This window comes from Parapedobacter sp. GCM10030251 (assembly GCF_042666505.1).
GTDB lineage: Bacteria > Bacteroidota > Bacteroidia > Sphingobacteriales > Sphingobacteriaceae > Parapedobacter.
Window position 1 is genome coordinate 1 of sequence record NZ_JBHTDN010000021.1, and the last position, 26,245, is coordinate 26,245.

20 protein-coding genes and 1 pseudogene are annotated in these 26,245 nt (G+C 48.7%); 17 read left to right on the forward strand and 4 right to left on the reverse strand.

Annotation, left to right across the window (positions count from 1 at the left end; all coding sequences use genetic code 11):
* Positions 1 to 176 (forward strand): annotated as a pseudogene (locus tag ACFQRK_RS23375) (IS982 family transposase); the annotation flags it as partial.
* A gap of 524 nt (positions 177 to 700) precedes the next feature.
* Positions 701 to 1,078 (forward strand): hypothetical protein, encoded by a 378-nt coding sequence (locus tag ACFQRK_RS23380; protein WP_379010807.1) that lies wholly within the window; start codon positions 701 to 703, stop codon positions 1,076 to 1,078.
* Between the two features lie 30 nt (positions 1,079 to 1,108).
* On the opposite strand, the gene ACFQRK_RS23385 is transcribed toward ACFQRK_RS23380, so the two are convergent.
* The 4 genes from ACFQRK_RS23385 to ACFQRK_RS23400 are packed head-to-tail and all read right to left on the reverse strand — an operon-like array spanning position 1,109 to position 4,436.
* Complete coding sequence (locus ACFQRK_RS23385; RefSeq protein WP_379010808.1) at positions 1,109 to 2,254, reverse strand: type II secretion system F family protein; 1,146 nt, start codon at positions 2,252 to 2,254, stop codon at positions 1,109 to 1,111.
* Complete coding sequence (locus ACFQRK_RS23390; protein ID WP_379010811.1) at positions 2,251 to 2,745, reverse strand: type II secretion system protein J; 495 nt, start codon at positions 2,743 to 2,745, stop codon at positions 2,251 to 2,253. The genes ACFQRK_RS23385 and ACFQRK_RS23390 overlap by 4 nt, the downstream gene beginning before the upstream one ends.
* Positions 2,735 to 3,100: a type II secretion system protein gene (locus tag ACFQRK_RS23395; protein ID WP_379010813.1), complete on the reverse strand. Its 366-nt coding sequence runs from the start codon at positions 3,098 to 3,100 to the stop codon at positions 2,735 to 2,737. Before ACFQRK_RS23395 ends, ACFQRK_RS23390 begins: the two co-directional genes overlap by 11 nt.
* Positions 3,090 to 4,436 carry a hypothetical protein gene (locus tag ACFQRK_RS23400; RefSeq protein ID WP_379010814.1) on the reverse strand — a complete coding sequence of 449 codons (1,347 nt, stop codon included), beginning with the start codon at positions 4,434 to 4,436 and terminating at the stop codon, positions 3,090 to 3,092. The genes ACFQRK_RS23395 and ACFQRK_RS23400 overlap by 11 nt, the downstream gene beginning before the upstream one ends.
* A gap of 146 nt (positions 4,437 to 4,582) precedes the next feature.
* Between ACFQRK_RS23400 and ACFQRK_RS23405 the strand changes: the two genes are divergently transcribed.
* From ACFQRK_RS23405 to ACFQRK_RS23475, 15 genes are all read left to right on the forward strand, one after another.
* On the forward strand, positions 4,583 to 5,293 hold the full coding sequence (locus ACFQRK_RS23405) for a hypothetical protein (protein ID WP_379010815.1): 711 nt from the start codon (positions 4,583 to 4,585) through the stop codon (positions 5,291 to 5,293).
* 36 nt (positions 5,294 to 5,329) lie between these two features.
* Positions 5,330 to 6,280, forward strand: a complete 951-nt coding sequence (locus ACFQRK_RS23410) for a hypothetical protein (RefSeq protein WP_379010816.1) — start codon at positions 5,330 to 5,332, stop codon at positions 6,278 to 6,280.
* 65 nt (positions 6,281 to 6,345) lie between these two features.
* A complete protein-coding gene (locus ACFQRK_RS23415; protein ID WP_379010818.1) occupies positions 6,346 to 6,768 on the forward strand; it encodes a type IV pilin protein in 423 nt (140 codons plus the stop codon).
* A 1-nt stretch (position 6,769) separates the two neighbouring features.
* On the forward strand, positions 6,770 to 7,276 hold the full coding sequence (locus ACFQRK_RS23420; RefSeq protein ID WP_379010819.1) for a prepilin peptidase: 507 nt from the start codon (positions 6,770 to 6,772) through the stop codon (positions 7,274 to 7,276).
* A 6-nt stretch (positions 7,277 to 7,282) separates the two neighbouring features.
* A complete protein-coding gene (locus ACFQRK_RS23425) occupies positions 7,283 to 8,698 on the forward strand; it encodes a GspE/PulE family protein (protein ID WP_379010820.1) in 1,416 nt (471 codons plus the stop codon).
* A 201-nt stretch (positions 8,699 to 8,899) separates the two neighbouring features.
* A complete protein-coding gene (locus ACFQRK_RS23430) occupies positions 8,900 to 9,262 on the forward strand; it encodes a helix-turn-helix domain-containing protein (RefSeq protein WP_379010821.1) in 363 nt (120 codons plus the stop codon).
* A gap of 340 nt (positions 9,263 to 9,602) precedes the next feature.
* A complete protein-coding gene (locus ACFQRK_RS23435) occupies positions 9,603 to 9,995 on the forward strand; it encodes a helix-turn-helix domain-containing protein (protein ID WP_379010824.1) in 393 nt (130 codons plus the stop codon).
* 188 nt (positions 9,996 to 10,183) lie between these two features.
* Positions 10,184 to 14,062 carry a DUF5977 domain-containing protein gene (locus tag ACFQRK_RS23440; RefSeq protein ID WP_379010825.1) on the forward strand — a complete coding sequence of 1,293 codons (3,879 nt, stop codon included), beginning with the start codon at positions 10,184 to 10,186 and terminating at the stop codon, positions 14,060 to 14,062.
* A gap of 22 nt (positions 14,063 to 14,084) precedes the next feature.
* Positions 14,085 to 18,920, forward strand: a complete 4,836-nt coding sequence (locus tag ACFQRK_RS23445) for a DUF6443 domain-containing protein (RefSeq protein WP_379010826.1) — start codon at positions 14,085 to 14,087, stop codon at positions 18,918 to 18,920.
* Positions 18,921 to 20,734: 1,814 nt separating this feature from the next.
* Complete coding sequence (locus tag ACFQRK_RS23450; RefSeq protein ID WP_379010828.1) at positions 20,735 to 21,520, forward strand: hypothetical protein; 786 nt, start codon at positions 20,735 to 20,737, stop codon at positions 21,518 to 21,520.
* A 217-nt stretch (positions 21,521 to 21,737) separates the two neighbouring features.
* Positions 21,738 to 22,265, forward strand: a complete 528-nt coding sequence (locus ACFQRK_RS23455) for a hypothetical protein (RefSeq protein ID WP_379010830.1) — start codon at positions 21,738 to 21,740, stop codon at positions 22,263 to 22,265.
* 31 nt (positions 22,266 to 22,296) lie between these two features.
* The gene (locus ACFQRK_RS23460; protein ID WP_379010832.1) at positions 22,297 to 23,001 is read left to right on the forward strand and encodes a hypothetical protein; all 705 of its coding nucleotides are present in this window, start codon (positions 22,297 to 22,299) and stop codon (positions 22,999 to 23,001) included.
* 1,366 nt (positions 23,002 to 24,367) lie between these two features.
* Positions 24,368 to 24,799 carry a hypothetical protein gene (locus ACFQRK_RS23465; protein ID WP_379010833.1) on the forward strand — a complete coding sequence of 144 codons (432 nt, stop codon included), beginning with the start codon at positions 24,368 to 24,370 and terminating at the stop codon, positions 24,797 to 24,799.
* 19 nt (positions 24,800 to 24,818) lie between these two features.
* Positions 24,819 to 25,022: a hypothetical protein gene (locus ACFQRK_RS23470; RefSeq protein WP_379010834.1), complete on the forward strand. Its 204-nt coding sequence runs from the start codon at positions 24,819 to 24,821 to the stop codon at positions 25,020 to 25,022.
* A gap of 266 nt (positions 25,023 to 25,288) precedes the next feature.
* On the forward strand, positions 25,289 to 26,212 hold the full coding sequence (locus ACFQRK_RS23475) for a hypothetical protein (protein WP_379010835.1): 924 nt from the start codon (positions 25,289 to 25,291) through the stop codon (positions 26,210 to 26,212).
* Positions 26,213 to 26,245: the final 33 nt, after the last annotated feature.

Here is a 26,245-nt window from a genome sequence, read left to right on the forward strand (position 1 = left end):
AAACCCTGTTCTCCCAGCTCTGTGACCAGCTCATGCTCAAAAGGAACTATGCCAAGACACTCGATGGCCTGTTCACAAGGCTCTGCGCAAAGATCTCAGCAGTGGCGGTATTGCAGTACACGAACTTTTTAAACAACAGAAATATTAACAGGTTGAAACATGCACTCGCTGTTTAAACCGCACAACGGGTTATTAATAAATATTTCTTCTATTGTTCTCTATTGGGCCATCCCGCCTATTACGTTGACGTATGCCCTGGATGCATTGCTCGCGGCAATTTTTCTATACGCTTATAACGCGTATCGATTTTTCTATAAAGAACGGTACAAGAACGCAGTTGAAGAGTTTAAGAAAAATAAACCTGAAACGAATGCTATTTGGGTAATTTGTACGATAGCTTATGCTGCCATATCGGCTTTTTTGTTTTACAAAGTTCATTCGAATACCTTCTTTCCCGAATAAGAAGTCATTAGTCATTTTCCTCACTTAGAAGAAATTTTCGGAATACGGGAATCTTACCCGGGTAAGCAGCGTATCAAATTGCAGAATCTCGAGATATACCATGTCAACCGTCGCCGGAAACTGCACGACCAAAAGCTATTGAATTATAGAAGAGCACTCCAAAGGGTTTGGAATAACAGAGAAAATTTATCAACTTCGAATAAAAAGATAGTAAAACATCTTTTAAAAGATATGCAAAATGCACGTTCTGCTCGGTAAAGATGGTTCTTATTACGAATTGTTAAAAGAACTAAAAAAGAATGTTCCTGAATTTGTATCGGTATTTGATGAGGAAGACGGGGTCTATCCAATCTTGGGTGAATTTGGTAGATTTATCATTGAAAATATAGATAACGAAGTCATAGCAAAAAAGTCATTTCGATTTATAAACAATGCGATTGGATTTGGAAGAAACGAGACTGAAAAAGCAATTGTATTGCAACTATTTCATCCGATATATAATAACAACTCGTTAATTATCGAATCTTTTAAATATCTGGAAGGCAAATCGCTCCAAGTTTTTGAGGAGTTCAGGGTGAAATATGATGGTATTGACAAAGGATCAGCTATTTATTAAATAGAATAGATAGAAAGCGGCTACGATGTGTTACCCAAACATATCACCCATCTGGAACATCGGGAGATACATCGCAATAAGAATAAGTCCCACAAATAAGCCAAGGAAGATGATAATAAGCGGCTCCAGCAGTGAAGCAATAGTAGCCGATTGATACTCCACTTCATCATTGTATTGATCGGCTACCTTACCAAAAAAATCGGCCAACTGATTGACCTCTTCGCCGACTTTCACTAGTGAAACGAGTTTTTTGTCGTATATGGAAAATTCGGCCAGGCTGGTATGCAGCGGAAGGCCGTGCATTACCCGGTCTTCAACCTTAATGAGCGACTGTTCGATGGGGTAGAAGCCGACCATCTGGCGGCAAAGCTGCAAAGCCCTGATCAGCGGAATCTTAGCCCCTGTAAGCAAGGCCATCGAATTGCAGAACCGGGCGAGGTAAACCTTCCGGACCATCGCGCCAAATACCGGGAGGTGTAGTATAAACAACGCCGTCCATTTACGGTTCCAGGTCTGGTTACGCCGGATATAAAGCCATAAGCCGATAGCAACCAAAGCAAGGAGAATCAGCGGAGCATAGTTACGCGACGCGGTAGAAATCGAAACGATCAACTGGGTTATCGGTGGCAGGGAATTGCCGGAGCGCTGGAAGATGTCAGCAAACATGGGCACGATGAAATTCATCATAAAGAAAATAGCACCGAACGACGTAAGCATCACGATAGCCGGATAGGTGAGGGCGCCGGTGATCTGCCGCCGTTGCTTGAGCCTCTTGCGGAAAAAGAGCGCCAGGTCTTGCAGCACCAAGGCAATCTTACCGGTCTCCTCGCCAATCTGGACACTATGGTATTCGTAAGGCGTAAACTGCTTATGTTGCTGCATGGCTAACGAGAGGGAGCTGCCCTGCACCACCGCGGTCTGAACTTCCGTGAGTATTGCCTGGTTTTTCTTGTTCTGCTGCTGGTTGATAAGCATATCAAAAGCTGCCTTGAAATCAATTCCCGCTTGGAGCAAGATGCCCAGTTCGTGGTAAAACGCTTCTTTCTGCTTGTCCCCAAACGACGAAAACAAGGTATAATCCTTGGTAAGCCACTCGGGCAGGCCGTCCGACTTGCTCGATGCGGGTGGAGCCGTTTTACGGGCCGTTTTGATTTTATGGATGTTGATGCCGCTCATTCTGCCGATTGTTGAATCAGTGTTTCCGAAGAATAGTGTTTCTGGATAGACAGGGGTAATGATCTGTCCGACACCGAAATGAAAAATGTACCCTGATCGACGAGGCCGCCTTCCACTTCCTGACGTGCCCCGCCGAACCAGCAGGCGATACTGTCAACCCGGATTTGGAACGTATCAGCCGTCAATCCATTATCGCGGATGCATACCGAATCCGAAGCGGTGTACAGGATGGTGCGGTTTTCGTTGTGAAACTCCAGCCCCAGTGGCGGACGATAACGGATTTGATCGGCACGACCGGCATCGGCCTGGAAGACATGATGGAATTGGCTGAATTGCCCGAACGTGTCCAGCTGTTGGGAGAGAACGCCGCCCTGCCGCTGCACAAACCGGATTCCGACGTAAACAAACGAAATGGTCAATGCCGTAAGCACCAACGCCACCAGGGTTTCCATGATGGTAAATGCAGGAAGCTTATGCAGGTTACGGTTCATTGGCATTGATAATAATCTCTCGATATACAGCTGTCTCACGGGTGCCGGGCTTACTTGCATTCAATTCCAACAGCATCAACAGCGTATCGCCTTGATAGGATGTCACTTGCTGGTCGACGATAACGCCATTGTCCAGCTCGTACTGGTTGGGATTGTAGTCCTGATTGCGTTTGGCGTCGGCTGCCAGTGTCTTCAGTTCCATCTGCAAGTTTACCGAATTATCTGGTCTTTTCAACCCCAAGGTAGCATAAAGTGTGGCTGCAATTGCCATCACCAGCGTGATGATGACCAGCGCCACCAGCACCTCCACCAATGTGGACGCTTTCAGACGTTTGGGAATCCTTTTACGGCACATGGTTTACAATGGGTGGTTGTTCGTTTCGGTCGGTATCCAACCAGGTCAATACGTTGCCTAACCTGCCGGCATGGAAGAGGGGGCTGCCTCCGTAATGGGGCGAAAGCCGGGTATAGTCCATCACGCCATCCAACACGAAGTTTTCATATAGACTGGAAGGTGTTTGAAGCGTAAACCGGCGGCAGGCCGTTCTTCCGCAGACGGTGCCCTGTAGTTCGAGCAATCCATCGGCGTAAACCTGCCCGTGTACGGTCACATCAGGCGCAATACCAACCATCGCAAGCAACTGTTCGCTTCCCGGGTAATGCGAAAATACCAGGCCATTCACCACGCTGGCACTGTCTATCTGGATAAACGGTTGGAATTCATAGACGATGGAATCTTGAGGGATGTTGACCAGCCCCAATGCCGAGGGATAGCGCAACTCGCAGTTACGGCCCACGAGGAGGGAATCCCGGGCAAAGGCCTGCACCCGCCCCTTGAACCCTTCCTCAAAACGGACTGTGGGCGCAAATAGCAGTGCATTATCCAATGTGGCAGATGCCGTAACGGTAATGGCCTTATCCGATATCAGCAACACCTGGCCGTGGATAACCTGTCCATCAATCGCGACACTATCTGGGGCATGTAGCAATAAAGCCGGCCCTGCGAAGGGGACATCTATTGAATCTTGCGTATACGCAGAGAACCAATCCCTTGCATCTTGCCGCCAAGCTGCGGAATCGCCGGGTTGCAGGTAAGGCAATAGCCGATCAATGATCGTTGTATTTATTGGGGGGAGCGTGGGCGTACTATGGAGGATTTTCCCGTCAAAAATCACATCTTCGCTGGCGTAAGCCCGGTTTTCAATATACGCCTTGCGGATACCGGCTTCAGGAAGATAAGCGTCACCTTGAATACGGGTATCTCCCGATATCGAAAGCGGTCGGTATTCATCGGCAAGAAAAAGTGCATAGCGCTCGGAATCTTCAGGCACGCGCCCGATAACAAAAGCTTGTTGCAGACTGTCCCCTTGCTCAAAAGCAGAGGCTATGCCGACATCGAAGACGCCCCAGGGCTTCTGGATAAGCATCACCGAATCCAGCTCGCCGTTAAATAGGCTCAATCTCGCGGTGTCGCCATCGTTTGTTGTTTCGTTAGTAAGCAGCAGGCTGACGGCCGATGCCAGGTTTTGTTGGAGACGTTCCTGCCGGAGAAGGTTAGTTGCGTATTGCCGATGGTATTGGAGCAGTAGCAGCAATGCACCCGTGGTCACCCCAATCAGTATGGCCAGCAGCAGCGCGAAGAGCAAAGCTCCTCCTTGTAGGTATTTGGGTGATTTTGGTATCTGCTGCATTACGCCTGTGAATGTAAGGAAATGGCCCGGAATAATGGCGTATTATTTGGAAAATTGGAGCGATATTCGTAACATAGACCGCAGAAATAATCAACGTAAACGGCAATTAATCTTACCATATAATTTAGACCACAATTCAAAAAAGCATGACAGGTAAAGTAATCAGCCTATTGGCCGGATGTTTTTCGTTCGTGGCCATAGCGCAGGCGCAAAGTAACACATTTCCGAGCAGCGGAAACGTAGGGATTGGTATTACTCCGGTAACCAAACTACACGTCTTGGGGGATACGCGTATCGAACGCCAATCGGGGGGGAATAATCATTTTCTTTTCAGCTTTACGTCGGGGGGCAATTATCTAACGAGCGACGACCCCGGCTCGAACCATAAGGATATGTATCTGCGCGTCCTATCTTCAGCGACTGGAACCAATAATCGAAGTATGTATTTTCAGACTGGGTTGAAGGATGGAACGTTATACACACGGATGACGATCCGTCATGACGGCAATATAGGCATCGGCACAACGAACCCCCAAGCCAAACTCGCCGTAAACGGAAATATCCTGGCTACAGAGGTAAAAGTAAAATCTGACATTTCCGTGCCGGACTATGTATTCGATCCGAACTACGAATTACCCTCGCTGTCCGAAATTGAGGCCTATGTGAAGGCACACCGCCACCTGCCGGAAATCCCATCCGCAACCGATATCAAACGCGACGGCCTCGATCTGGCGGAAATGAATTTATTGCTGCTGAAAAAAGTCGAGGAATTGACGCTGCATTTGATTGAAGAAAGAAAAGCGCGAGAGGACTTGGTAGAAAAAGTTGCAGCGCTGGAAGAGCTAGTGACCAAATAGGTAGTATTCGCATGAAACTTTTTTATTAAAAATGATATGAAATTTCAAAACATCAATCTGATTCTTGTGCTTTTTCTTCAACTTCCGCTATCGAATTTGTTGTTTGCACAAACATCCTCCGTTATTATCCCCTCAAATATTTCTACTGGTAGCCTTGAAAAAAACATACTATTTTATGCGAACGCGCGGTACCAGGTTTCCAGCCAAGGACCGGGTATTTCGTTGGATAATTTATTTAATGGCCGGTTTGACCCTGCGACAACGGCAACCGCTCCGTCGCCCACAGCACCTTTGGTAGTATTGATAGAAAATTTGCCGCCTTATCATACCCAACAAGGCGCATGGATCGGTTGGAGTAGCAGGATTTGGATACCTACCAGTTTCAAAATTGAAGGATACAATACCTATAACGGTGCCAATCAGTGGGTAACTGTAGCAGATATCTCGGGGCATTCTGAGAAACATTATATGGTAAAAATGCCACCAGGGGCATTCGGTAAATTGCGCTTTACCTTTTACTCTGCATCCGGAACGAACGGTTTGATGCAATTATCTCAATTGTTTTATATCCATCCCGAGGCCGCTCAAGCTTACGACGGTGTCATGGTAAAATATAACGCTGCTGGAAATGTAGGCATTGGCACGACTAATCCCCAAGCCAAACTCGCCGTAAACGGAAATATCCTGGCTACGGAGGTAAAAGTCAAAACAAATATCGACGTGCCCGATTATGTATTCGATCCAAACTACGAACTGCCCTCGCTATCCGAGATTGAGGCCTACGTGAAGGTGCACCGCCACCTGCCGGAAGTCCCATCCGCAACCGATATCAAACGCGATGGCCTCGATCTGGCGGAAATGAATCTGTTGTTACTAAAGAAGGTAGAAGAATTAACCTTGCATCTCATTGAAAAAGAGAAAAAAGAAAACGAAATGTATCAATTAATGAAGGCGATGGAAAAAAGACTGAGCCAATTGGAAAACTAACTTGTGAAAGTTTGTTTTTCCATATACCTTTACGTGATCATTTATTGACTATGAACTTAAACATTATGAAAAGACCAAGCCGGGTTTGGAAGCATAAGAAACTCCGTGCGTTTTCGCTTACCGAGGTGCTGGTTGTGCTGGTTATCATAGGGATCATTACCCTGCTGGCCTTACCCAATCTGATGCCGTTGATTACCCGTGCCAAGAGTACCGAGGCAAAGGGGCAATTACAACACGTGTACACCCTGCAGAAAAACCGGTTCTACGAACGGTCTACCTATAGCACGGAACTTGCAGAGATCGGATTTGAACAAGAGAAGCTGGTAACCGAGGGAGGGCAAGCCAACTACCGCATTGAGGTGGTACAGGCAGGCACAAACGATTTTGTGGCGCGGGCAACAGCAGTGGTGGATTTCAATGGCAACGGAGTGTTTAATGTTTGGGAGATCGACCAGGACAAAAATCTCCGCGAGATAACCAAGGACTAGCATGGTGCTTTGGGGCCTTGTAATCGCCGTACTTGCCGCCATAGCGTGGCAGGATTTCAAATACCGGGCCATATATACCTGGATGTTCCCGGCGGCGGTCGCACTGGTAACCGTTCAATCCATTATGCTGCACACCTTTTCGTTCACCGCGGTGGGAATTAACCTATTGATTATTGCCTTGCAGTTGGCGCTTTTGAATCTGCTGATGTACTGGCGGAAAGGGGAGTGGCTGATGGAGGGCGAACAGTGGATGGGGTGGGGTGATGTCGCCTTTTTCGCGGTATTGATATTCTGCTTTTCCCCGGTCAATTTTGTCGTATTTTACTTAACCAGCTTGTTGCTTGTATTGATCGGTTCATTGGCGATCATGGTGGCAGGCTACAAAGTCGGCCGCATACCCTTAGCCGGCGGACAGGCCGCACTGCTGGCAATAGTTTGGTTGTTTGACTATTCGCATTGGGGCCGGCGGTTGTACATGGATATTGATCTGACACGATTCGTTCAATAAAAAGCAATGGAAGAACCACACGTCAACGTCGACGATCTGAAGCTGGTTAACGCCCAGCAAGCCTGGCATTACCGCATCATACCGCAGCGGGTAAACGGACACATGCTGTGCTATACCGATCGGGAAACAGGTCTGCAGGAAATGAAGGAGGAATTGGAGCTGTTAACCGGTATTGAAGTAGCCTTGGAAACCATCCATCAGGATGTGATCACCAAATACCTCAATAAATACTACCTGCGGGAAGACACCGAGCGCCAACTGGAAACCTATGCAGGTGAATCTTCCGACTTTGTCTCTGAGATCATTGGCGAAGCACGGCGGTTAAAAAGCAGTGACATCCACCTCGAAATCTATGAAGACCGCTGTCGCGTACGGATCCGTATAGACGGACTGATGATCGAGCGGTACAAACTTGAGAAGACCGAATACCCAGCGGTTATCAACAAAATCAAAATCCTCTCCGGTCTGGATATCGCCGAAAAGCGGCTTCCCCAGGACGGCCGGATCAATTTTGATAATGGACAGCATAAGTTTGATATCCGGGTGTCCATACTCCCTACGCTGCACGGGGAAAAGGTAGTGCTCCGGCTGCTCAATAACGATGCGACGGACATATCGTTGGACACACTGGGTTTTTCTGAAAAAGACCTACGGCATTACCTCGAAGGGGTACGCCGGCCGAATGGAATGGTGCTGATCAGCGGACCCACAGGTTCGGGAAAGACGACCACGCTCTATGCGACGTTGAAACTGCTCAATAAAGAAACACGTAACATCCTCACCATAGAAGATCCGATTGAATACACGCTGGAGGGGATCAACCAGGTGCAGCTCAAGGAAAGCATCGGACTGACGTTTGCCTCGGCGCTGCGTACGTTCCTGCGACAGGATCCGGATATCATCATGGTAGGGGAGATCCGGGATGTCGAAACGGCGGCGATGGCCATCCGAGCTTCACTTACCGGACACCTCGTGCTTTCAACCATCCACACCAACTCGGCCTGGGGGACAGTCTCACGGTTGATCGACATGGGTATCCCGCCATTTCTATTGGCCAATACGCTGAATACGACCGTAGCGCAGCGGCTGGTGCGCCTGCTGTGCCCGGCATGCAAGCAGGAAACGGAATTTGACGAAGCATTGTACCCGCGAAACTTTGCTCCATACAAACCGGTCACTATTCACTATGTGTCGATGGGATGCGACCGGTGCCACCACACAGGATACCGGGGCCGTGCGGCAGTGTATGAGATCATCCCTGTAGACCAGTTGCTGGCTGAAAAAATCAAGCAGAATGAACATGATATCCAACAGCATTTAGCACAAATGGAAGTAAAAACGCTTGCAGAAAATGCATTTGCTTTATTTGCTGATGGACAGACTTCCATAGAGGAGATTTATCCGTTGTTGTTTAATTTTTAAATAGGAGCGATATAATAGACTTTTTCATTACTGGATAACTTTGTCGGATAGGCGGTAATCCAATTGCATGTCAACTAACCATTGATCAATACGTTAATAAACCATAGTTTTCACTAATTAAACGTCCTAACTATTTATTTTCTGAACCTAATAATTATGATCCAAAAAATTAGAGATATAATTTGCACAAACCTAGTACGTATGCGTGTTTCAAGGCGGTACTCACAACGGGAGATTAGCAGCGTACTGTCCATCAAGCAGCCGTCTTATGGAAATATAGAGAGGGGACATACCCTCGTCAGTGCAGCACAATTGGCTATCTTGGCGGATTTCTACCGAGTACCAGTAGCACTTTTTTATCAAAGTGATACGGTCCCTGGTTCAGATTTATTCCAAGAGTCAAGGCTGCATGAGCAACTGTGTGAACAGATTAAGGATTACAAAACAATGCTGGAAATCTACCAAAAACGTATTGAAGAACTTGAGGCGAAGGTCACACGGAAGGTAGTTTTGCTGGAGTATTGGTTTTTATACGCGACTGAAAATTATAGCCTAAGGCTATAAAAATTATAGGCAAAGCGAGTGACATGAATGGGGTGGATGGTGTAATATTGCATTCACAATTTCACAGCCAGAATAAATATATTTAGGAGATGTCAGCGATCGTGATAAAACAGCACTTTCCAAACTCTCGTAACTGCTCGCTCAATATTCTTTTGAAAACAAGGTTGAATTTAAAGGGCAGTTATCGCATACTGTCTTGGGCAGCTTGGATTTGGATTATTCGATTGGAAAAAAATTAATGGCATGGACGAAGTTCTGATTCCATCCGTTATAGGCAATCAACTATTGCGGCAGCTTCTGGGCAAACGGGCTTTGGCGGTAATTAAAATAAAAAATCAACATGAATAATCGGCTTAAACAAACCATTTGTGACAACTTGTTAAAGATCAGGAAGGCAAGGCGCCTTTCACAGCAGGAACTTGCTGAGGTCCTAAATATGACCCAACCCTCATACCGTGAGTTGGAGATCGGCGTAAGAACAATCAACGCAGTGCAATTAGGTGAGATCGCTAAATTTTTCCGGATTCCCGTAAACCATTTTTATTTGGAAGGTTTGGATCCGCGGGCTGAACACAACACGGATGAGGTATACTTGGAGCAATTGAAAGAACAGCTGGAAGTCTACAGATTGACACTCCGTATCCACATCAGCCGCAACGAGGAATTGGAGGCGAAACTCAAGCGCAAAGACCGCAAAATCGATGAACTATTGACTAAAGCCGCTAAATTATAAGTTATGCCTATGAACTTTATAAGTAATGCCTATGAACATTATAGGTAAAACGCAGGCAGGCTTGTGGATTTTGATGTAGTATTGCCAGAGCAAGTTACCGAAAGAACGTGAAAAGCAGGCCGGGTAATTTCTTTGAGCATACCGTCTACCTATGTTAAATCAATAACAGACCACCTCATATCGCTACTATGAAACCAAAATCAATCTTCGGGCCGCTGCTGGCCATCTTAACTGTTATGGCCGTCCCGTTTTCAGGGATGTCGCAAAGCAGCACCACGCCAAACAACTACGTTCTGCCGTCGCCCCAGGCGATGACATTCATGAAATACGGGGAATACCCCGTCAGCCATTCCACCGGCGTGCCGGATATCAGCATCCCGCTGTACACCGTCGATCTGGGCGACTTCAGCTTCCCGATTAGTGCGACCTTCCATGCCTCGGGCAGGATGGCCGCGTTGAACTATTCTCCGCTCGGCCTTAACTGGAACCTCGCAGCACACGGGATGATCTCACGCGAAATCCGGGGCACTTCCGACGAATCAGTGCTGTACGTCCGCGAGCATGTGGAAAAAACTGCGGATTTTTACGAACCTGCCACCCCGATGACCTATACCACGAAGAGAGAAAGTTACGAAAAGATGCTGTCATTGGCAGGTGAGTATCCCAGCGGCCCCGATTGGGATGGACAATATGATCTCTACACGCTCAGTATGCCGGGAATGTCGGCGAAGTTCATCATCCGGAATGTAGGCGAGGAAGTTGTATTCCTGTCACACGTACCGTACAAAGTCGTTCGTACAAGCACGGACCTGTTCACATTGACCGATGAGCGGGGTGTGGAGTACGTTTTCGGATCCGGCACGATTCCCGGTTATTCGGGTACGTATGGTGCAATCGAGGATTTTATTGGCCGGGAAGGCGCTTCGTCCTGGCTCATCCAACGGATTACCACGCCGAACGAGCGGCAGATCCGGTTTAAGTACAGTACGGTAACGACAGGCCCGTCAGGGCCAATGTCTGGTAATATTTCCTACAATGACCGACTAACCGTTGGCGATAATGTGCCTTATCGTGATAACTATCCGATAGTTCCGCCTTCAACTACCGTACCTACAGCGACCAGCGGCATGCATGAATCTGAGTTTGTCATGGCATACCTTACCCGTATCGAATCGGATGTCTGCGCCATAAACTTTACGTATACCAGTGGTAACCTATTCCTGACCGAGATGCAAGTGAACGACGTGTCAGGTGACGCTTTTCGGACCGTATCATTTCTACAGGGCACTTGGTTTACCAATAGTAATCCGCTCAATCTGCCGAATAACAATGCCAAGACGGTCGATGCCATCACCTATAAAGATAGGAATGGCGTCGAGCAGGAGCGCTATACGTTTAGTTATTACACTAGTAGTGATGACTATGACAACAGTTGGCATGCCTATGGCAAGGGTAAAGACATTTGGGGCTACGCCAATTCAAACCGCAACGCCACGCTGATTCCCGGAGCGCAGATAGAACGATTGTACGAGGGACCTTATAACGTTGGAAGCACCATCAGTCGACAGACAGACCTAGCTCAGAAACGAATGGGGATGATCAAGGAAATCCACTATCCAACGGGGGGATACAGCGAATTCGTTTATGAAGAAAATAAATATAATGATCTCGGAAGTGCAAAGTCCGGCCCAGGGTTGCGTATAAAGCAGATTATCAGCGACGATGGAACGGGAAATAAAACAACGAAGGAGTACAGGTATGGTGCCGGGGAGAACGGCATGGGCCTCTTGATGTGGAAGCCGAGTATTCGTGATTTCGAAACGATCCAGTTTATCACGCACGCCTATGAGCTTATCGTGTTGGACCAGGAGACTGGTTACATTGACGAGGCATACCGATACCGCTGGCGGGTTTACACGTCAGATCCATCGCCGCAGCTGGCTGCAGCATACCGGTTGCCGATCTACTATGATCAGGTTGCCGAATACACCTATGCGACATCAGCCGGGATTTCACAGAGCAATGGGAAGACGGTGTATAAATACTCCCAACCCATATGCAAATATCCCAACAAGGTACTCTCAGACGATGGGACCGGTTCAACATACTACTTCCAGGGATTCACCTTCCAGGAAAGCTCGGTGCCTAAGCTGCTCAACCGTACGGACTACCGCCGGGACGGCGCTACGACATTTACGCCGATACTGGAAAAACGATATGACTATGACGATTTCAATGTCATGGAGATACCGCAGATGTGGGTTTACCGGTTTAACCGAGTGGTTGATAGGAATCCCGGCAGCAGTGGGCTGAATGACGATGAGCTGTTTTTTGCGACGTATTTTTATAGTCCCAATGGCACCTGGAATGTGCTGAGTGTTCTTGAACATAAAATCCATTCTGCGGCGAGCAAACTGGTTTCAGAGACGACGATTGCCTATGAATCGGGGAGTGTTGCCTACGAGACGGTCACGAACTACAGTTATGACAGTCCGTACCATCTGTTTCCCACGGCCACGGAGGTTTCCAACAGCGACGGCACGAAGACAGTGACGCGAATAATTTATCCGCAGGATTATACGAATACGGCTGGATTCATCGGTGACATGAAAAGCCGACATCTAGTGGGCGTGCCCATCGAGAATGTGACCACCAAGGAGGCAGGCGGCGTCCGTTCGGTAATATCGGGCGGCATCACCACGTACAAGGCTGGTGGCAAGGGGCATGTGGACCAGGTGCTGAAATTGGAGGCCGCCTCGCCGGTACCGTCGGCCTCCTTCCGATTCAGCAACCGTCCGGCGGCGAATGAGCTGCCCCATGTTGCGGGGATGGCAGGTTATTCGCCGGATGTAGCATACAAGCCGCAGCTGGCCTACAGCAGTTATGATGGCAAGGGCAATCCCCTAGCGGTAACGGAGACCGGCGGATTATCCACAGGCTACCTGTGGTCATACAACGGCCGGTACCCGGTTGCAAGAGCGGACAATGCAGTTCAGTCCGATATCGCCTATACGGGTTTTGAGTCGGACAGCAAGGGCAACTGGAGCTATGCAGGCACGGCATTGAGAGACTGGACCGCGCCCACGGGCAAGTATGCTTACAACCTCGGCGGCGGCAATCTGCAGAAAGCGGGACTCAGTACCTCGACAAAATACCTGTTGACATACTGGGCCAATAGCGCCACGGCTACGGGGATCAGCGGAGGCACTGCCACGGTGATGCGCACCAAGGGCGGGTGGACACAGTACAGGCGTGTGATTTCCGGTGTGGGCACCATAACGCTCAGCGGTAGCACAAAGGTGGACGACGTCCGGCTGCATCCTCTCGAAGCACAGATGGAAACCTACACATATGACCCGCTGGTTGGGATGACCAGCCGCACGGATGCATCCGGCAATGTGCAGTACTATGGCTATGACGAGTTTGGCAGGCTCCAGCTTGTACGGGATCTCGAGGGCAACGTTATTGAGAGTTATTGCTACAATTACAGGGGCGATGCCGTCAGCTGCGGCGGTGCGGTATATTTCAGCGCTGTGAAATCGGGCAGTTTCACCAAGGACGACTGCAGTACGGGCGAGCAGGGCGGCACCGTAACCTATACCGTTCCGGCCGGCGCATACGTGTCGATGGTATCGCAGGCTGATGCCGACCAGCGTGCACAGGACGATGTGAATACCAACGGGCAGCAATACGCAAACCAAACCGGGAACTGCCAGCCAGGCCCCGTATCGGTGACCATTCACCGGACCATGGGATGGAACGGTGCGCTGGGCCGGATTACGTTCAACAGTGCCGGCAATCAGCCGATCCAAATATTCCCGTCCAATATACAACAAACGGAGACTATCCAGATTCCCTCCGGGCAGTACACTAGCATAGTCTTTGATATCACGGAATCGAATGCCAGCGTATACCATGCCTTCCTCAGCATCGTCACCGCATCGGGCAATGCATGCGCGGAACTGGGTTTCCACAGCGGGTATTCGAATTACACGGCGACCCTCTCGAACGTAACGATATCCAACACAGATGCCCCTTCCATCTGGGTTGCGGAGTATTGCCATTAAATTAATTATACAACGACAAGCTATGAAGAAGCTCTCAAATAATAGCATATTCACTGTGCCAGCGGCAGGCGGCACCCTGCGGTGCGGCCTTGCGGGTTTGCTGTCCGCACTGTCTCTGGTCGCGATGGTCAGCAGCGCGGAAGGCCAAGGCCATCCCGACAGCCTTTCGGTGGACAGCCTTTCGGCGGACAGCGCGGCTTACCGTCGACAGGCCGGGGCCCGGCTGATGGTGCCGATGGCCCTGCCGAGCCCGCCGAACATTTCCTATACGATACCCCCGCAGCTGCAGGCGGGAGTGGCCGTGAGCTTCAGTCCCACGAACAGCGGCGGTTTGGTGTATGCGGACTGGGACGTGACGACCTTTGCGGGCTCTACGCAGGGGTACGCCGACGGTACGGGTACGGGGGCGAAGTTCTACTATCCTTCGGGCATGGTATCGGATGCCTCGGGCAACCTGTACATTTCTGACTCGAGGAACCACCGCATCCGGAAAGTCACGCCGGCGGGCACGGTGACCACCTTCGCGGGGAGCGGGGTTGCCGGTTCTGCCGACGGTACGGGTACGGCGGCAGGTTTCAATTACCCGGTCGGCCTTGCCCTGGACGGATCGGGGAACCTGTACGTGGTGGACCGCAGCAACCACCGTATCCGCAGGATCACGCAATCGGGGGTGGTAACCACGCTGGCGGGCTCCACGCAGGGGTACGCCGATGGAACAGGGACCGCAGCAAAATTCGATGCGCCCTCGGACATTGCTTTGGATGCCATGGGCAATGTGTATGTGACCGACGAGCAGAACCAGCGCATCCGTAAGATCACACCTTCCGGTACGGTGACCACGCTTGCGGGGTCGGGGACACAGGGCAACGCGGACGGCACGGGCACCGCGGCACAGTTCAACGTCCCGCAGGGGCTGGCCATCGACGGTTCGGGCAACCTTTATGTGGGCGACCAGGTGGGCAGCCGGATACGGAAGGTCACCCCCGCGGGTGCGGTGACCACCCTTACCACGGGCGTGAGCGAGCCGATCTCCCTGGAACTGGGCGGCTCGGGCGAACTGTACGCCGGTGAGCTTTACTCGCACCGGATACGGAAGATCACGCCCGCGGGCGTGGTAACGACCGTTGCGGGCACGGGTTCAGCAGGGTCGGACAACGGTCCCCCGCTGTCGGCGAGCTTCAATTTCCCCGGGGGTATTGCCTTTGATCCCCAGGGCAATATGTATGTTGCCGATATGTGGAACAACCGGATCCGGCGCATGGGCGCCGGTCAGGGTTACTCGGTGAGCCCGGCCCTTCCCGCGGGTCTTTCCCTTGATAAGACCACCGGGGTTATCAGCGGAACGCCGGTTTCGGCAACGGGTCCGGCCAGCTATACGGTGACCGCTTACAATGCCGGCGGTCCGGGCACGTATACGATTACCTTCTCGGTGGGCGGGGCATCGTCCAGCACAGACCAGAACTATATCATGAGGACCACGTACCTGACGGCGGCACCCCAGCCGGATCCGACCGTGGATGAAGCGATGCGTGATATAACGTACTTTGACGGGCTCGGGCGCCCCATGCAGGAGGTGCAGGTAAGGGCTGCCCCGGCAAAAACAGCGGACGTCGTGATGCCCATAGCCTATGACGCCTACGGGCGTATGGACAGGGACTACCTGCCCTATGCCACGGCAACGGGGGCGGGCGGAGCGTTCAAATCCGGCGCTGTGGCCGCGCAGGCGGGTTATTACAATGCGCCGCCGGCGGGTGTTGTGAAAATAGACCCGGTTGCCGGCACAGGTGTGACCCCATCTTTCGCCCAACGGGTTTATGAACCCTCGCCGCTGGACCGGGTGACCGATCAGGGCTTCCCGGGTGCGACGTGGCAGCCGGCGGCGACCCGCGGCACCACGGGCCGCACGGTGTCGACGGCTTATGCCACCAACAACGGGACGGCCTTCGCGACGGTTGCCACCACAAGGATGGTTTCGCGGTACGGGTATGCGGTCAACGCATCGGGTGAACCGACACTGACGCTGGACGGCACGTACCCTGCGGGGGAGCTGTACGTAACGATAACCCGCGACGAGAACTGGAACGGCGAGACCGCGACGTTCGCGGGGCGGCTGCACACGACCGAGGAATACACGGACAAGCAGGGCCGGGTGGTGCTGCGGCGGGCATTCAACCTGAACGGCACGACGCCCGAGCTGCTGAGCACGTACTACGTTTACAACGACCTGGGCCAGCTTTCGGCCGTGCTGCCGCCTGAAATCAATCCGGACCGCACGGGTTCGGTGCCGCCCGATGTCATGGACCTGATACCCTATGTGTTCGGCTACCTGTATGACGATCGGGGCAGGGTGATCGAGAAAGTGGTGCCGGGCAGGAACCCGGAGAACTACGTGTACAACCCGATGGGCTGGTTGGTGTATCACCAGGACGGCAGGCAGGCAAGCGAGACGATCACGGGCTTTACGCCCGGGCAGTACCATACGTTCTACAAGTACGACGGGATCGGCCGGGTGATCATGAAGGGGGTTGAACGGAACCGCACATGGACGCGCGCCCAGATCCAGTACCATGTCGACACGACGGGCATATACTGGGAGGAGCGGAGCGGGGCGTCCGGCAACATGCATGGCTATACGAACCGGAGCAACCCATGGGGTGCGGTCGCGGGCGACATGGATGTGCTGGAGGTGCATTACTACGACCGATACGATGATATCCCCGGCCTTCCGCACAACGAGTCAGCCGGTTACAGCAAGCTGACGCACGGGCGGCTTGTAGCCAGCAAGGTGAAGGTGCTGGAGAGCGAACCGGCGGCATACCTATGGACGGTTTACTACTACGACGACCACGGCCGGGTGGTCCGGGAATGGAAACAGCATTACCTGGGCGGCGTTAAACATGACAGTAAATTCGACGATATCCTTCGGGAATACACCTTCACCGGGCAGCTGAAGAAGGAGACACGGAAACACCATTCGACCAGCGGCACCACGACCGTCACCACGGAACACGGCCATGACCACCGGGAGCGGCTCACGCATACCTGGAAGACGGTGAATAGCGGCACGCGTGTACTGTTGTCGAAACATACGTACAACGAGGTGGGCCAGCTGCACGAGAAGGGGCTGCACAGCACGGATGGCGGCACCACGTTCGGGCAGAAGGTGCGGTACAGCTACAACCCGAGGGGCTGGCTGCGGTACACGCATTCCGATCTGTTCCGCCAGCTGCTGAACTATGGGGATACGACGGCCAATCCGCAGTTCAACGGCAACATCTCCCACCAGGTGTTCATGCGGCGGGGTAATGGCGTCCCGACGTCCTGGGTGTCCGATACCTACAGCTACCGGTACGACGGTATCAACCGGCTGATCGAGGGCACGATGGGAAGCGGCAAGGGCATGGAGCGGCTGACGTATTCGAAGAACGGGAACATCAAATCGCTGCGGCGCACGGACGGGACGGGCGCGCCTGTGGACCGTCTTCGGTACGACTACGCGATCTGGGGCAATGTGCTTGCGTCCGTGCACGATACGTTGCTGACCGCCACGCCCGATTTCCAGCATCCGGGTACGACGTACTATAAGTACGACAACAACGGGAACATGACGGGCCGGACGAACGGCGGCAGCGCGGGTGACGACATCGACACCGTCATTTACAACCACCTGAACCTGCCCCGGCAGGTGACGGCGGTCGCGGGCAACGTGACATACGTGTACGACGCCACGGGGCGGAAGCTGCGGAGCATCAACGCGGCCAACGGGCAGACGCGGGACTACATCGACGGGATCGAATACGTCGGGGGCACCATGGAGCTGATCCACACGGAGGACGGGCGGATCACGCGCAGCGGCGGCACGTACACCCACCATTACTTCCTGCGCGACCACCTGGGCAACAACCGCGCGGGATTCATTGAGGGCACGGATGTGACCACGCCTGACTTCGTGGCGGATTATTATCCGTTCGGGCTGCAGTACCTGCAGTCTATCGCGAGGTCCGGATCGCCGAAAAATAACTATCTTTACAACGGCAAGGAGCTGCAGGACGGGCTGAAACAGTATGATTACGGCGCAAGGTTCTACGACCCGGTGATCGGGAGGTGGGGAAGTGTGGATCCGTTGGCGGAGAAACATCATAGTTTTTCTCCATATGCATATGTTTTAAATAATCCGATGGCTTTCTTCGATCCTTTAGGGTTGGATACGATAGGTATTCATAAACTTGACATGAAGACATATAGGGAGGGGGTTGATGTGGTTCAGTTGGATGAAGTTTCTATAAGTCCTCAAGGTAACTACGGTACTTCGATGTATAGCTATATGTCTCCAGAAATGGGAGTCTTTGCCGGTTATAGTGCCGGTTCTAATTATAGTGGTCGGTATGGGGCGATAACAGGAAACATTACAGGCTTCAGAGGAGAGTATAATAACTACACTGGAACGGGTGTTTTGCCGTTAGCTTTTGAAGGTGGAGTGAAAGCTACGGCGTTCCAAGTATCAGGAGGCCTAAGAGGCGGGACTCGCGATAACAATGTAAGAGTAGATGCCCAAGGAAATGTGTTGCTTACGGAGGCAAATGCAACAATTGGGGTACTGACAGGTGAAAATGCCAAAAGAGGAGCCTTCATTGGTGGTGAGGCGGGCGCCTATGTTTTACAAGGGGAAGTCAATCCAAGTGTTTCAATCGCGGGTTACAAGATTGGAGGAGTTCTGGGCGGCTCTTTGGTTAGTGCTCACGCGGGGGCTGGATTAGGGGCATATAGAGATGCTAATACAGGGACTTTCATAATTAGGGGAACATTCAATCTTGGATTAGGCGCTGGGTTTAAAATTGGATTCGAAATTGAGAAATAAAGTGAAAACTAAAGAGCTGGTGAAGTGATATATATTATATAAAGCTGTTAAGAGATGTTTTTGAGCCTATTATATACACTGTTTTTTTTAATTCTTGATTTGCTTTTATTCATGGCACTAAACAAGAACGTTAAGCTGGAAAGATACCACTGGGCGTCTGTTGTTTTAACGGTACTTTTTATAGTGGTATTACATAGTAAGTCTTTTAGAATATCTTCATCATTAATGCCTCAAGGTGATTTTGTGGGTTTATTGATGTTTAGTGTTGCCTTAATCGTCTTGCATTTCGGGGCCTCATTTCAAATGGTTATAATAAATATATTCAAACATCGGACATCCCGTGTAAAACGAAATATACATGATAAAGCAACGCGCGTGTTCGACGTTATGAGAACCAAGATAATATATATAGTGATATTCCTTTATCAGGCCTTAGCGGTTTGGTTGCCTGAAATTCGTTAAGATAGAATTTAGGCCGGGCTGAAGCAGTATGACTATGGCGCGAGATTTTACGATGCCGAGATAGGACGGTGGAACGTCGTGGATCCGCTAGCTTTTAAATATTTTTCCTTTTCGCCATACGACTAAAATAGCTAAGGCAAAGGATGGTAAGAAAAAGAAGATAGAGCTAGCGAGGTTGAGTGCAAGGCAAAAAATGGGAGAAACAGAGCATTGGGATGAAGATTTATGAAAAGATTATTCTTTTTTTTGGATTCTTGTTGGCCGCTCTTAGCTTAAGTGCTTATTTCGTGTATACTAAAATGTTGACGGAATTTCAATTTAAGGAAGTTTATGCAAAAAAACAGATGCCATTTACTTAAAGAATCTTGTGTGAGGTTTAAACTATAGTAAGCTAGCAATATCGACATCTGATTCTCGTAATTTTGACACCGAAAAGGACTATATTTATAATTGGGATGAAACGATTTTTTATAAGATACATAGTGATACATTGTATATTTTCTGCGGTGAATTGGCCTTTGAACCTCAGGACAATAGCGGTTTTCCAATAAACATTAAACAGGAGGCATATTCTAATCCTGAATATTATCGTCTGATTAAAACCTATCAAGAAAAGGAGTATGAGAAATTTCCGGAATAGATGCCTTCAAGCCCGGCTTGCGCCGAGCCTTTTGGTTACTGCGAGTAGACCTGTTTGGCATTGTTGTTCTTGACGGCCATGTCGTAGAAAGGAGTGTCTCGTCCTAAAAAACTTTACAGATTTAACCATTAATCTAAAAGAACTTTACAGGCATTTTTGGGTAATTTAATGTAGAGCTATTTCAGGACAAGACACGTCAACAAGGCAGGCCTCCACGTACACCGAGCGAATGGAATGTACAGTTTCTGCGACTCGGACGATGGTATCAAACCGCCTACAGCTGGTGTTAACCATAGCAGAAAGGCATGTGACTATTTGCGGCCCGAGATATTAAGCACGGTTGCCAGCTCGCAGGGAATAGCTTTAGACTTTTTTCAAAAACTAACTAACTAGCCATTGCATGTTACTATTCCCTTGGTTATCTTTGTTGGGTAAGCAATTCTAATCGACCGCAGAAAAAAAGGCATCGACCATCGAGAGAATAAAAACAACAGCCTAAACCGGAAGGATAATCAACAGATCGACTAACAGGCTTTTGTACGTGAGAAAGCGGTTGTGCAGGAATCAATGGATTCCACGCAGGTAGCCGGCTGTGTATCGGATAGCATATTCGTTTACATGGAAAACATACTAAAGCCATGATACGAAGACAGGAAACAAACTAAATAATCTACAGACATAAATCTATTGTGAAACAGTTTATCCTTAATCTATGAAAACAACTGCTTTGAGAATTCTCTTGAGTTTGACTGCCTGCTGTCTAATAATCCTTAGTTCATTCGGTCAAACCAGTTTAACGGTAGCGGACGCTCGAAATGATCCGACCACACCATCGAGCTATAACAGGTCGTTTCAACCGCATTTTAAGTTTGGGAATGCTATAGGTCTACCGGAAGTAGGCAACCCGTATTATTTTCTATTAGGGTTTAGAGCATGGTACAGTGACAATTCGGGGGGCAAGGCCCATGAACTGGCCTTTTCAAACAATGGCAAGATATTTTTCAGGTCTGGGAATTCGCCTACATGGCAGAACTGGACCGAATTGATTATTGCCGATGCTTATGGCAATGTGGGAATCGGTATCGATAATCCCTCGGAAAAGCTCGCTGTAAACGGCAATATCCGCGCGAAAGAGGTAAAAGTGGGAACGGCCAATTGGCCGGACTATGTATTCCAGAACGGGTATGAGCTCATGTCGTTGACCCAACTGGAGTCCCATATTGATATTCACGGCCGGCTACCCGGTATGCCTTCGGCAAAGGAGGCAGAAGCAGACGGTATCGGATTGGCTGATATGAATCGCAAACTGCTGGAGAAAGTGGAAGAATTGACCTTGTATTTGATTGAAAAGGATCATGAAAATCGACAGCTTCGGGAACGTCTGACGAACGTTGAACAACAGATAAGCGAGCTGATTACAAACCAGAAATCTGAAGTGAGAAAGAGAAAAAGAAGAAAGGCTGAATGCCAATTTCAAACTTTTAGAATAGCGAAGTAGGAAGATAGAGAACAGGTTTTAACAATATTCGATATTAACCGAGCAAAAAAACAATACGATGATTACGGAAAGACATTTACTGATAACTATAATATTGAGTTTATTTACAAGTTCAATATGCGTTGCTCAAATCTTAGGCAACACAAAAGGCGATTTTCTCCAAATTGGCGTTTTATCCGGCGCATCTTCTAATTCGTTTAAAAACTTTAGCTGGCTTTTGAGAGACGCCGATGGAGATGACTGGTATACGGCCAGACTCCATGATGGTATCGCCGTGGATGCCTCATTCTTAACGCCTGCAGTGAATACGAAGACGTGGTGGGAAAGGGATCCTCATGACAATATTCAGTCGTGGGGCACAGGCTCTGCCACATACTTAACAATAGTTGCTGGCAATGTCGGCATCGGTACGACAAATCCTAAGGCCAAGTTGGCTGTTGAGGGTACCATCCTGGCGAAGGAAGTAAAGGTGAAGACAGATATCTCGGTGCCGGACTACGTGTTTGAACCGGATTATAAGTTGTCGACACTAGCAGAAATCGAAGCTTATGTAAGACAACACAAGCACCTGCCAGAAATCCCGTCGGCAAAGGATATCGAGCAGGATGGATTGAACCTTGCGGAGATGAACCTGCTACTTTTAAAGAAAGTCGAGGAGTTGACACTATACATTATTGATTTAAATCGAACGAACGAACTTCAAAACAAGGAAATCGCTGAGCTGAAATCTGCGAGTGGTCTCTGAATTGAGTGATTTAAACAAATATATCTATTCCATGATAAGAAAATCGATTTTAACCGGATTCATCGCCAGCATGTGCGCATCAATGTGCCTGGCGCAAAGTAATACCTATCCGTTTCCCGCAAGCGGAAGCGTAGGCATCGGCACGGCAAGCCCCAGTTCATTACTTCATCTGAGAGGAAGCACCATTCCGGATCCAGCGGGGACAGATATGCTTATGATCGAGGCCCCCCACACCGCCGCATCGATAGGGAGTGGAGGGATTATCAGATTCGCGAACAGCGTCGTTGCCTCGGATGTGGCCACGATTAGAACACACACTGAAGGGGCAGGGAATGTCTCGCTTCGCTTCCAAACCGGCTATGGGGTGGGCAACTTAGCCGATAGGATGGTAATAAATAACATCGGAAACGTCGGCATCGGCACCACCAGTCCAAAGGAACGGCTGTCGGTCAATGGCAACATCCGGGCCAAGGAAATCAAGGTAGAAATGGCCAACTGGCCAGACTACGTCTTCCAGGAGGATTACAATCTCATGCCATTGGCCGATTTGGAATCTTACATCGATACATATGGTCACCTGCCAGGAATACCTACTACCGAGGAGGCAGAGACCGAAGGAGTGGAGCTGGCTGAGATGAACCGCAAATTACTGGAAAAGGTGGAAGAGTTAACATTGTACATATTGGAACAACAACGAGAAATCAACCAGCTGAAAGAAAAAACAAAAAAACTATAGGACATATATTATATATAGCCACGGAAGATTCAAAAATCTTGGCATTTACCTATAAAAGTAAGAAAGAAATCTGGTCAGTTTTATTAGACAGCGATGTTGCAGCTACTCATTTAATCTCCGATAGACGGAGTATTTACTTTGGATCGATTAATAGAAGAGTTTATAAAATCGACGAATCAAAAGGGTCATGACTAAAACCAGGTTTCTTGAATATAGTACTTCAGAGTTATTCCTATAGGGCAAATTCGTATATTTCTTAATTTTTTCATACCCTCAAGCAAAAATCAAGATTGTGATTATGAAGATTGTATGCGTAACCGCCGGGTAGAAGGAGTCGTTTATCGTAAGTTTATCGATAAGTCTGATCATTCAGTTCCAAAAGTTGTTGTAAGGCACTTAGGTGGTAATCAATTTGATACTTTAAATTTTCTTATGGAAAAATCTGGTGTTTTTGACGTGCTGAATGAGTCGGATACTATTTTCAAGTCGATAAATAGTTTAGAATTCTATAAGGTTGTGAATGACAGTTTGTCTTTAGTAGGCGTTATTGGTACAAATTGTAAAGAGGATAGCCGATAGTAAGATTTGCGGATGGGCTCGGATCCGATGGCAAAGAAGCGGAGAAATAGGAGCCGTTCTTGAGAAAAATTCATCCATTGTTGTTAGTTTATTAGCTGGAGGATTCTGCAGAATTATGGATGACGTTGTTAATGGTGGTGATCTTATGATTATGAAAAAATATTATCAGTCGGTTCAGCTATATTTTTTTATTGGAGGGATAATTCTTTTTACGTATACGTTGTTTTTCTATTTTCAAAATGCAGAATTAGAAAGGTCAGGTACAACAAAGTCTTATAGAGTAGTTGATCAAAATTGTAAATCTTATAAGGGCGGCTCGTCAATCTATGTCTTTTACAATAACAAGACGTATAAAGTAGGAATGGCTTGGCGTGATTGTCTAGCGTATCCCGCCGGTTCCGAAATACGGCTCATTTATAACGAACGATTCGATTATATGTATCGGCCGAATGGCTTAACTCGAGATATCAATCGGTTGATGTTTTCAGGTTTGTTGTTGATTATATCGGCTAGTCCCTGGAAATTATTATTATCATACGTTAAAAGAATAAAGAACCGAACAGGTTGAACTAGTGAAAATGACATTCAGCCGTAAATATAGTTGTAGGCCTTTTTGATGCGATGATTTGTGTTTTTAGATTTATAACGACGATTTATATAGAAAATACGGCTTGCCTAACGACTTGTTGTTGGAATATTGAGGAGCTGATACGGAACGAGAGACATACACATAGAGGAATTAGATCCTGCCAACGGGAGAAGCATTGCAATCATTTGAGATGGTAATATGAAACAGGTTAATATTAATGCGGAAATTAGGAAGACAGACTTTGGAGACCAGCTACAATTCAAATTGCTACTGAATCAAAACGTTGGGACGGAGTTATGTATGGCACTCATGTTATTAAAAGAGGGACTTGTAGATGTTATTGGCCTAAAGTTTTTGAATTATAGCTTCACATTGAAAATTAGTAGAAACAACTACTCGTATTCTGAATCTGAGATATTTGGAAGTGAAGTGCTCAAGGGTAAGATTTCTGTTGGTAATATTGATTATATCCTGCATTATGTCTTAAAATTCTATAGGGACGGATACGCAGAAGCTGAGCATATCGATATTGATTTCCTGAATGACGGTGGAAAGGGGTATACCTTCACAATTAGCTGTGTTGATTATCCAGAATATTCTTCTGAAGAAATAAAGAGAATGTTGGATTAGCCCCAGCAGACCTTCGTAGATGCCCTTCGAGCCCGGCTTGCGTCGGGCTTTTTGGTTACTGCGAGTAGGCCATTTTGGCGTCGTTCTCCCTGACGGCCATGTCGATGAAATAGAAGAGTTTGTCGCGTATATCGCCGGGGAGCTTCTGTACTTCAAGGAAGCTGTCGAGCTTCCTTGCGTCCAGCTGTTCATCGAGGAGATTTATCCGTTGTTTAATTTCTGAGTTGAGGCGCCTGCAGGAAATCCGATTGAAACCAACCGAGATTCCAGAATAAATGAAAAAATCTTTGCAGGAATGGAGTTATATTCCTAATCTTACCCTTGGATTAAAACATCGGCCTAAACGTTGTCAGCGATTCAAGAGCAGAGATTTATTTGGCTAATGTGTGAGGATGCTTAAAGAGGGCTTTCTTGTACAATTATATTTTGTGACCAATTATTAGGATCTTAAAACTTGAAATAGTTCAGCTATCTTATACCTATGAAATCATGAAAACCATCATTATGAACTGTGCGGTGGTGGCATTCCTGCTGCACAACTTGCAAGGCAAGAGCCAAACGGTGACTAGCCTTGCGCCGGGTGACTATAAAAGCATCGTGATCAACACAACCGGTAATGCGGACTTTACCAAAGGCCTGATCTTGTTGCATGAGATATACGATGGCATAGACCTGCCGAATAATTACGCCATCGGCACCATTACCGCTTTGCGTGGACACACCGGTGCCGTGAATCGGATAGAGGTCGGCGAGATCCGTTCTTCGTCAGCGTACCGGCAGATCTTTGCCCATCTGGTATCCGTAGACGGCTCAGTGTCCTGGCAATTGAGAACCTGTACTTACGATGGCAAGAAATACCTCGCCGTAGAAGTCCCATACGCCCACCCCTATCACAATCACGGATTCAAGTTCGTTGGCTGGACAGTTTCCACAGGCGAAAACATGAAATACGTAGCCTTTGAGCAGAATGGCACGCCTGTAAACACCACCATATTGACGGGTATCGCTCCTTACCAAGCTAATCTGAACATCACCCACTATTCAAAAACCTATACCATCCATGGCAACGTCGGTATCGGCATAACAAATCCGCAGGCAAAACTCGCTGTCAATGGTGGCATTCTCGCAACGGAAGTCAAAGTAAAGAACGACATCACTGTTCCGGACTACGTATTTGAAGAGGACTATCAACTACCCGCACTCGACGAAATCGAAGCTTACGTGAAAGAACACAAACACTTGCCAGAAATCCCGTCAGCAGCAGACATGAAAAAGGAGGGGTTGAACCTTGCGGAGATGAATTTGCTGCTTTTGAAGAAGGTGGAGGAGTTGACCTTACATTTGATTGAGCAAAAAAAGGTCATTGACCGCCAGCAATCAACAATCAATTCTCTGTGCGACAAAATCAAGTAATCTATCGAAATATCGCGAATGAAATTATCCGTT

Coding starts and splice junctions, on each gene's coding strand:
- ACFQRK_RS23380 (WP_379010807.1), top strand. CDS start 701: ATGCACGTTCTGCTCGGTAAAGATGGTTCTTATTACGAATTGTTAAAA.
- ACFQRK_RS23385 (WP_379010808.1), bottom strand. CDS start 2,254: ATGAGCGGCATCAACATCCATAAAATCAAAACGGCCCGTAAAACGGCT.
- ACFQRK_RS23390 (WP_379010811.1), bottom strand. CDS start 2,745: ATGAACCGTAACCTGCATAAGCTTCCTGCATTTACCATCATGGAAACC.
- ACFQRK_RS23395 (WP_379010813.1), bottom strand. CDS start 3,100: ATGTGCCGTAAAAGGATTCCCAAACGTCTGAAAGCGTCCACATTGGTG.
- ACFQRK_RS23400 (WP_379010814.1), bottom strand. CDS start 4,436: ATGCAGCAGATACCAAAATCACCCAAATACCTACAAGGAGGAGCTTTG.
- ACFQRK_RS23405 (WP_379010815.1), top strand. CDS start 4,583: ATGACAGGTAAAGTAATCAGCCTATTGGCCGGATGTTTTTCGTTCGTG.
- ACFQRK_RS23410 (WP_379010816.1), top strand. CDS start 5,330: ATGAAATTTCAAAACATCAATCTGATTCTTGTGCTTTTTCTTCAACTT.
- ACFQRK_RS23415 (WP_379010818.1), top strand. CDS start 6,346: ATGAAAAGACCAAGCCGGGTTTGGAAGCATAAGAAACTCCGTGCGTTT.
- ACFQRK_RS23420 (WP_379010819.1), top strand. CDS start 6,770: ATGGTGCTTTGGGGCCTTGTAATCGCCGTACTTGCCGCCATAGCGTGG.
- ACFQRK_RS23425 (WP_379010820.1), top strand. CDS start 7,283: ATGGAAGAACCACACGTCAACGTCGACGATCTGAAGCTGGTTAACGCC.
- ACFQRK_RS23430 (WP_379010821.1), top strand. CDS start 8,900: ATGCGTGTTTCAAGGCGGTACTCACAACGGGAGATTAGCAGCGTACTG.
- ACFQRK_RS23435 (WP_379010824.1), top strand. CDS start 9,603: ATGAATAATCGGCTTAAACAAACCATTTGTGACAACTTGTTAAAGATC.
- ACFQRK_RS23440 (WP_379010825.1), top strand. CDS start 10,184: ATGAAACCAAAATCAATCTTCGGGCCGCTGCTGGCCATCTTAACTGTT.
- ACFQRK_RS23445 (WP_379010826.1), top strand. CDS start 14,085: ATGAAGAAGCTCTCAAATAATAGCATATTCACTGTGCCAGCGGCAGGC.
- ACFQRK_RS23450 (WP_379010828.1), top strand. CDS start 20,735: ATGAAAACAACTGCTTTGAGAATTCTCTTGAGTTTGACTGCCTGCTGT.
- ACFQRK_RS23460 (WP_379010832.1), top strand. CDS start 22,297: ATGATAAGAAAATCGATTTTAACCGGATTCATCGCCAGCATGTGCGCA.
- ACFQRK_RS23465 (WP_379010833.1), top strand. CDS start 24,368: ATGAAACAGGTTAATATTAATGCGGAAATTAGGAAGACAGACTTTGGA.
- ACFQRK_RS23470 (WP_379010834.1), top strand. CDS start 24,819: ATGCCCTTCGAGCCCGGCTTGCGTCGGGCTTTTTGGTTACTGCGAGTA.
- ACFQRK_RS23475 (WP_379010835.1), top strand. CDS start 25,289: ATGAAAACCATCATTATGAACTGTGCGGTGGTGGCATTCCTGCTGCAC.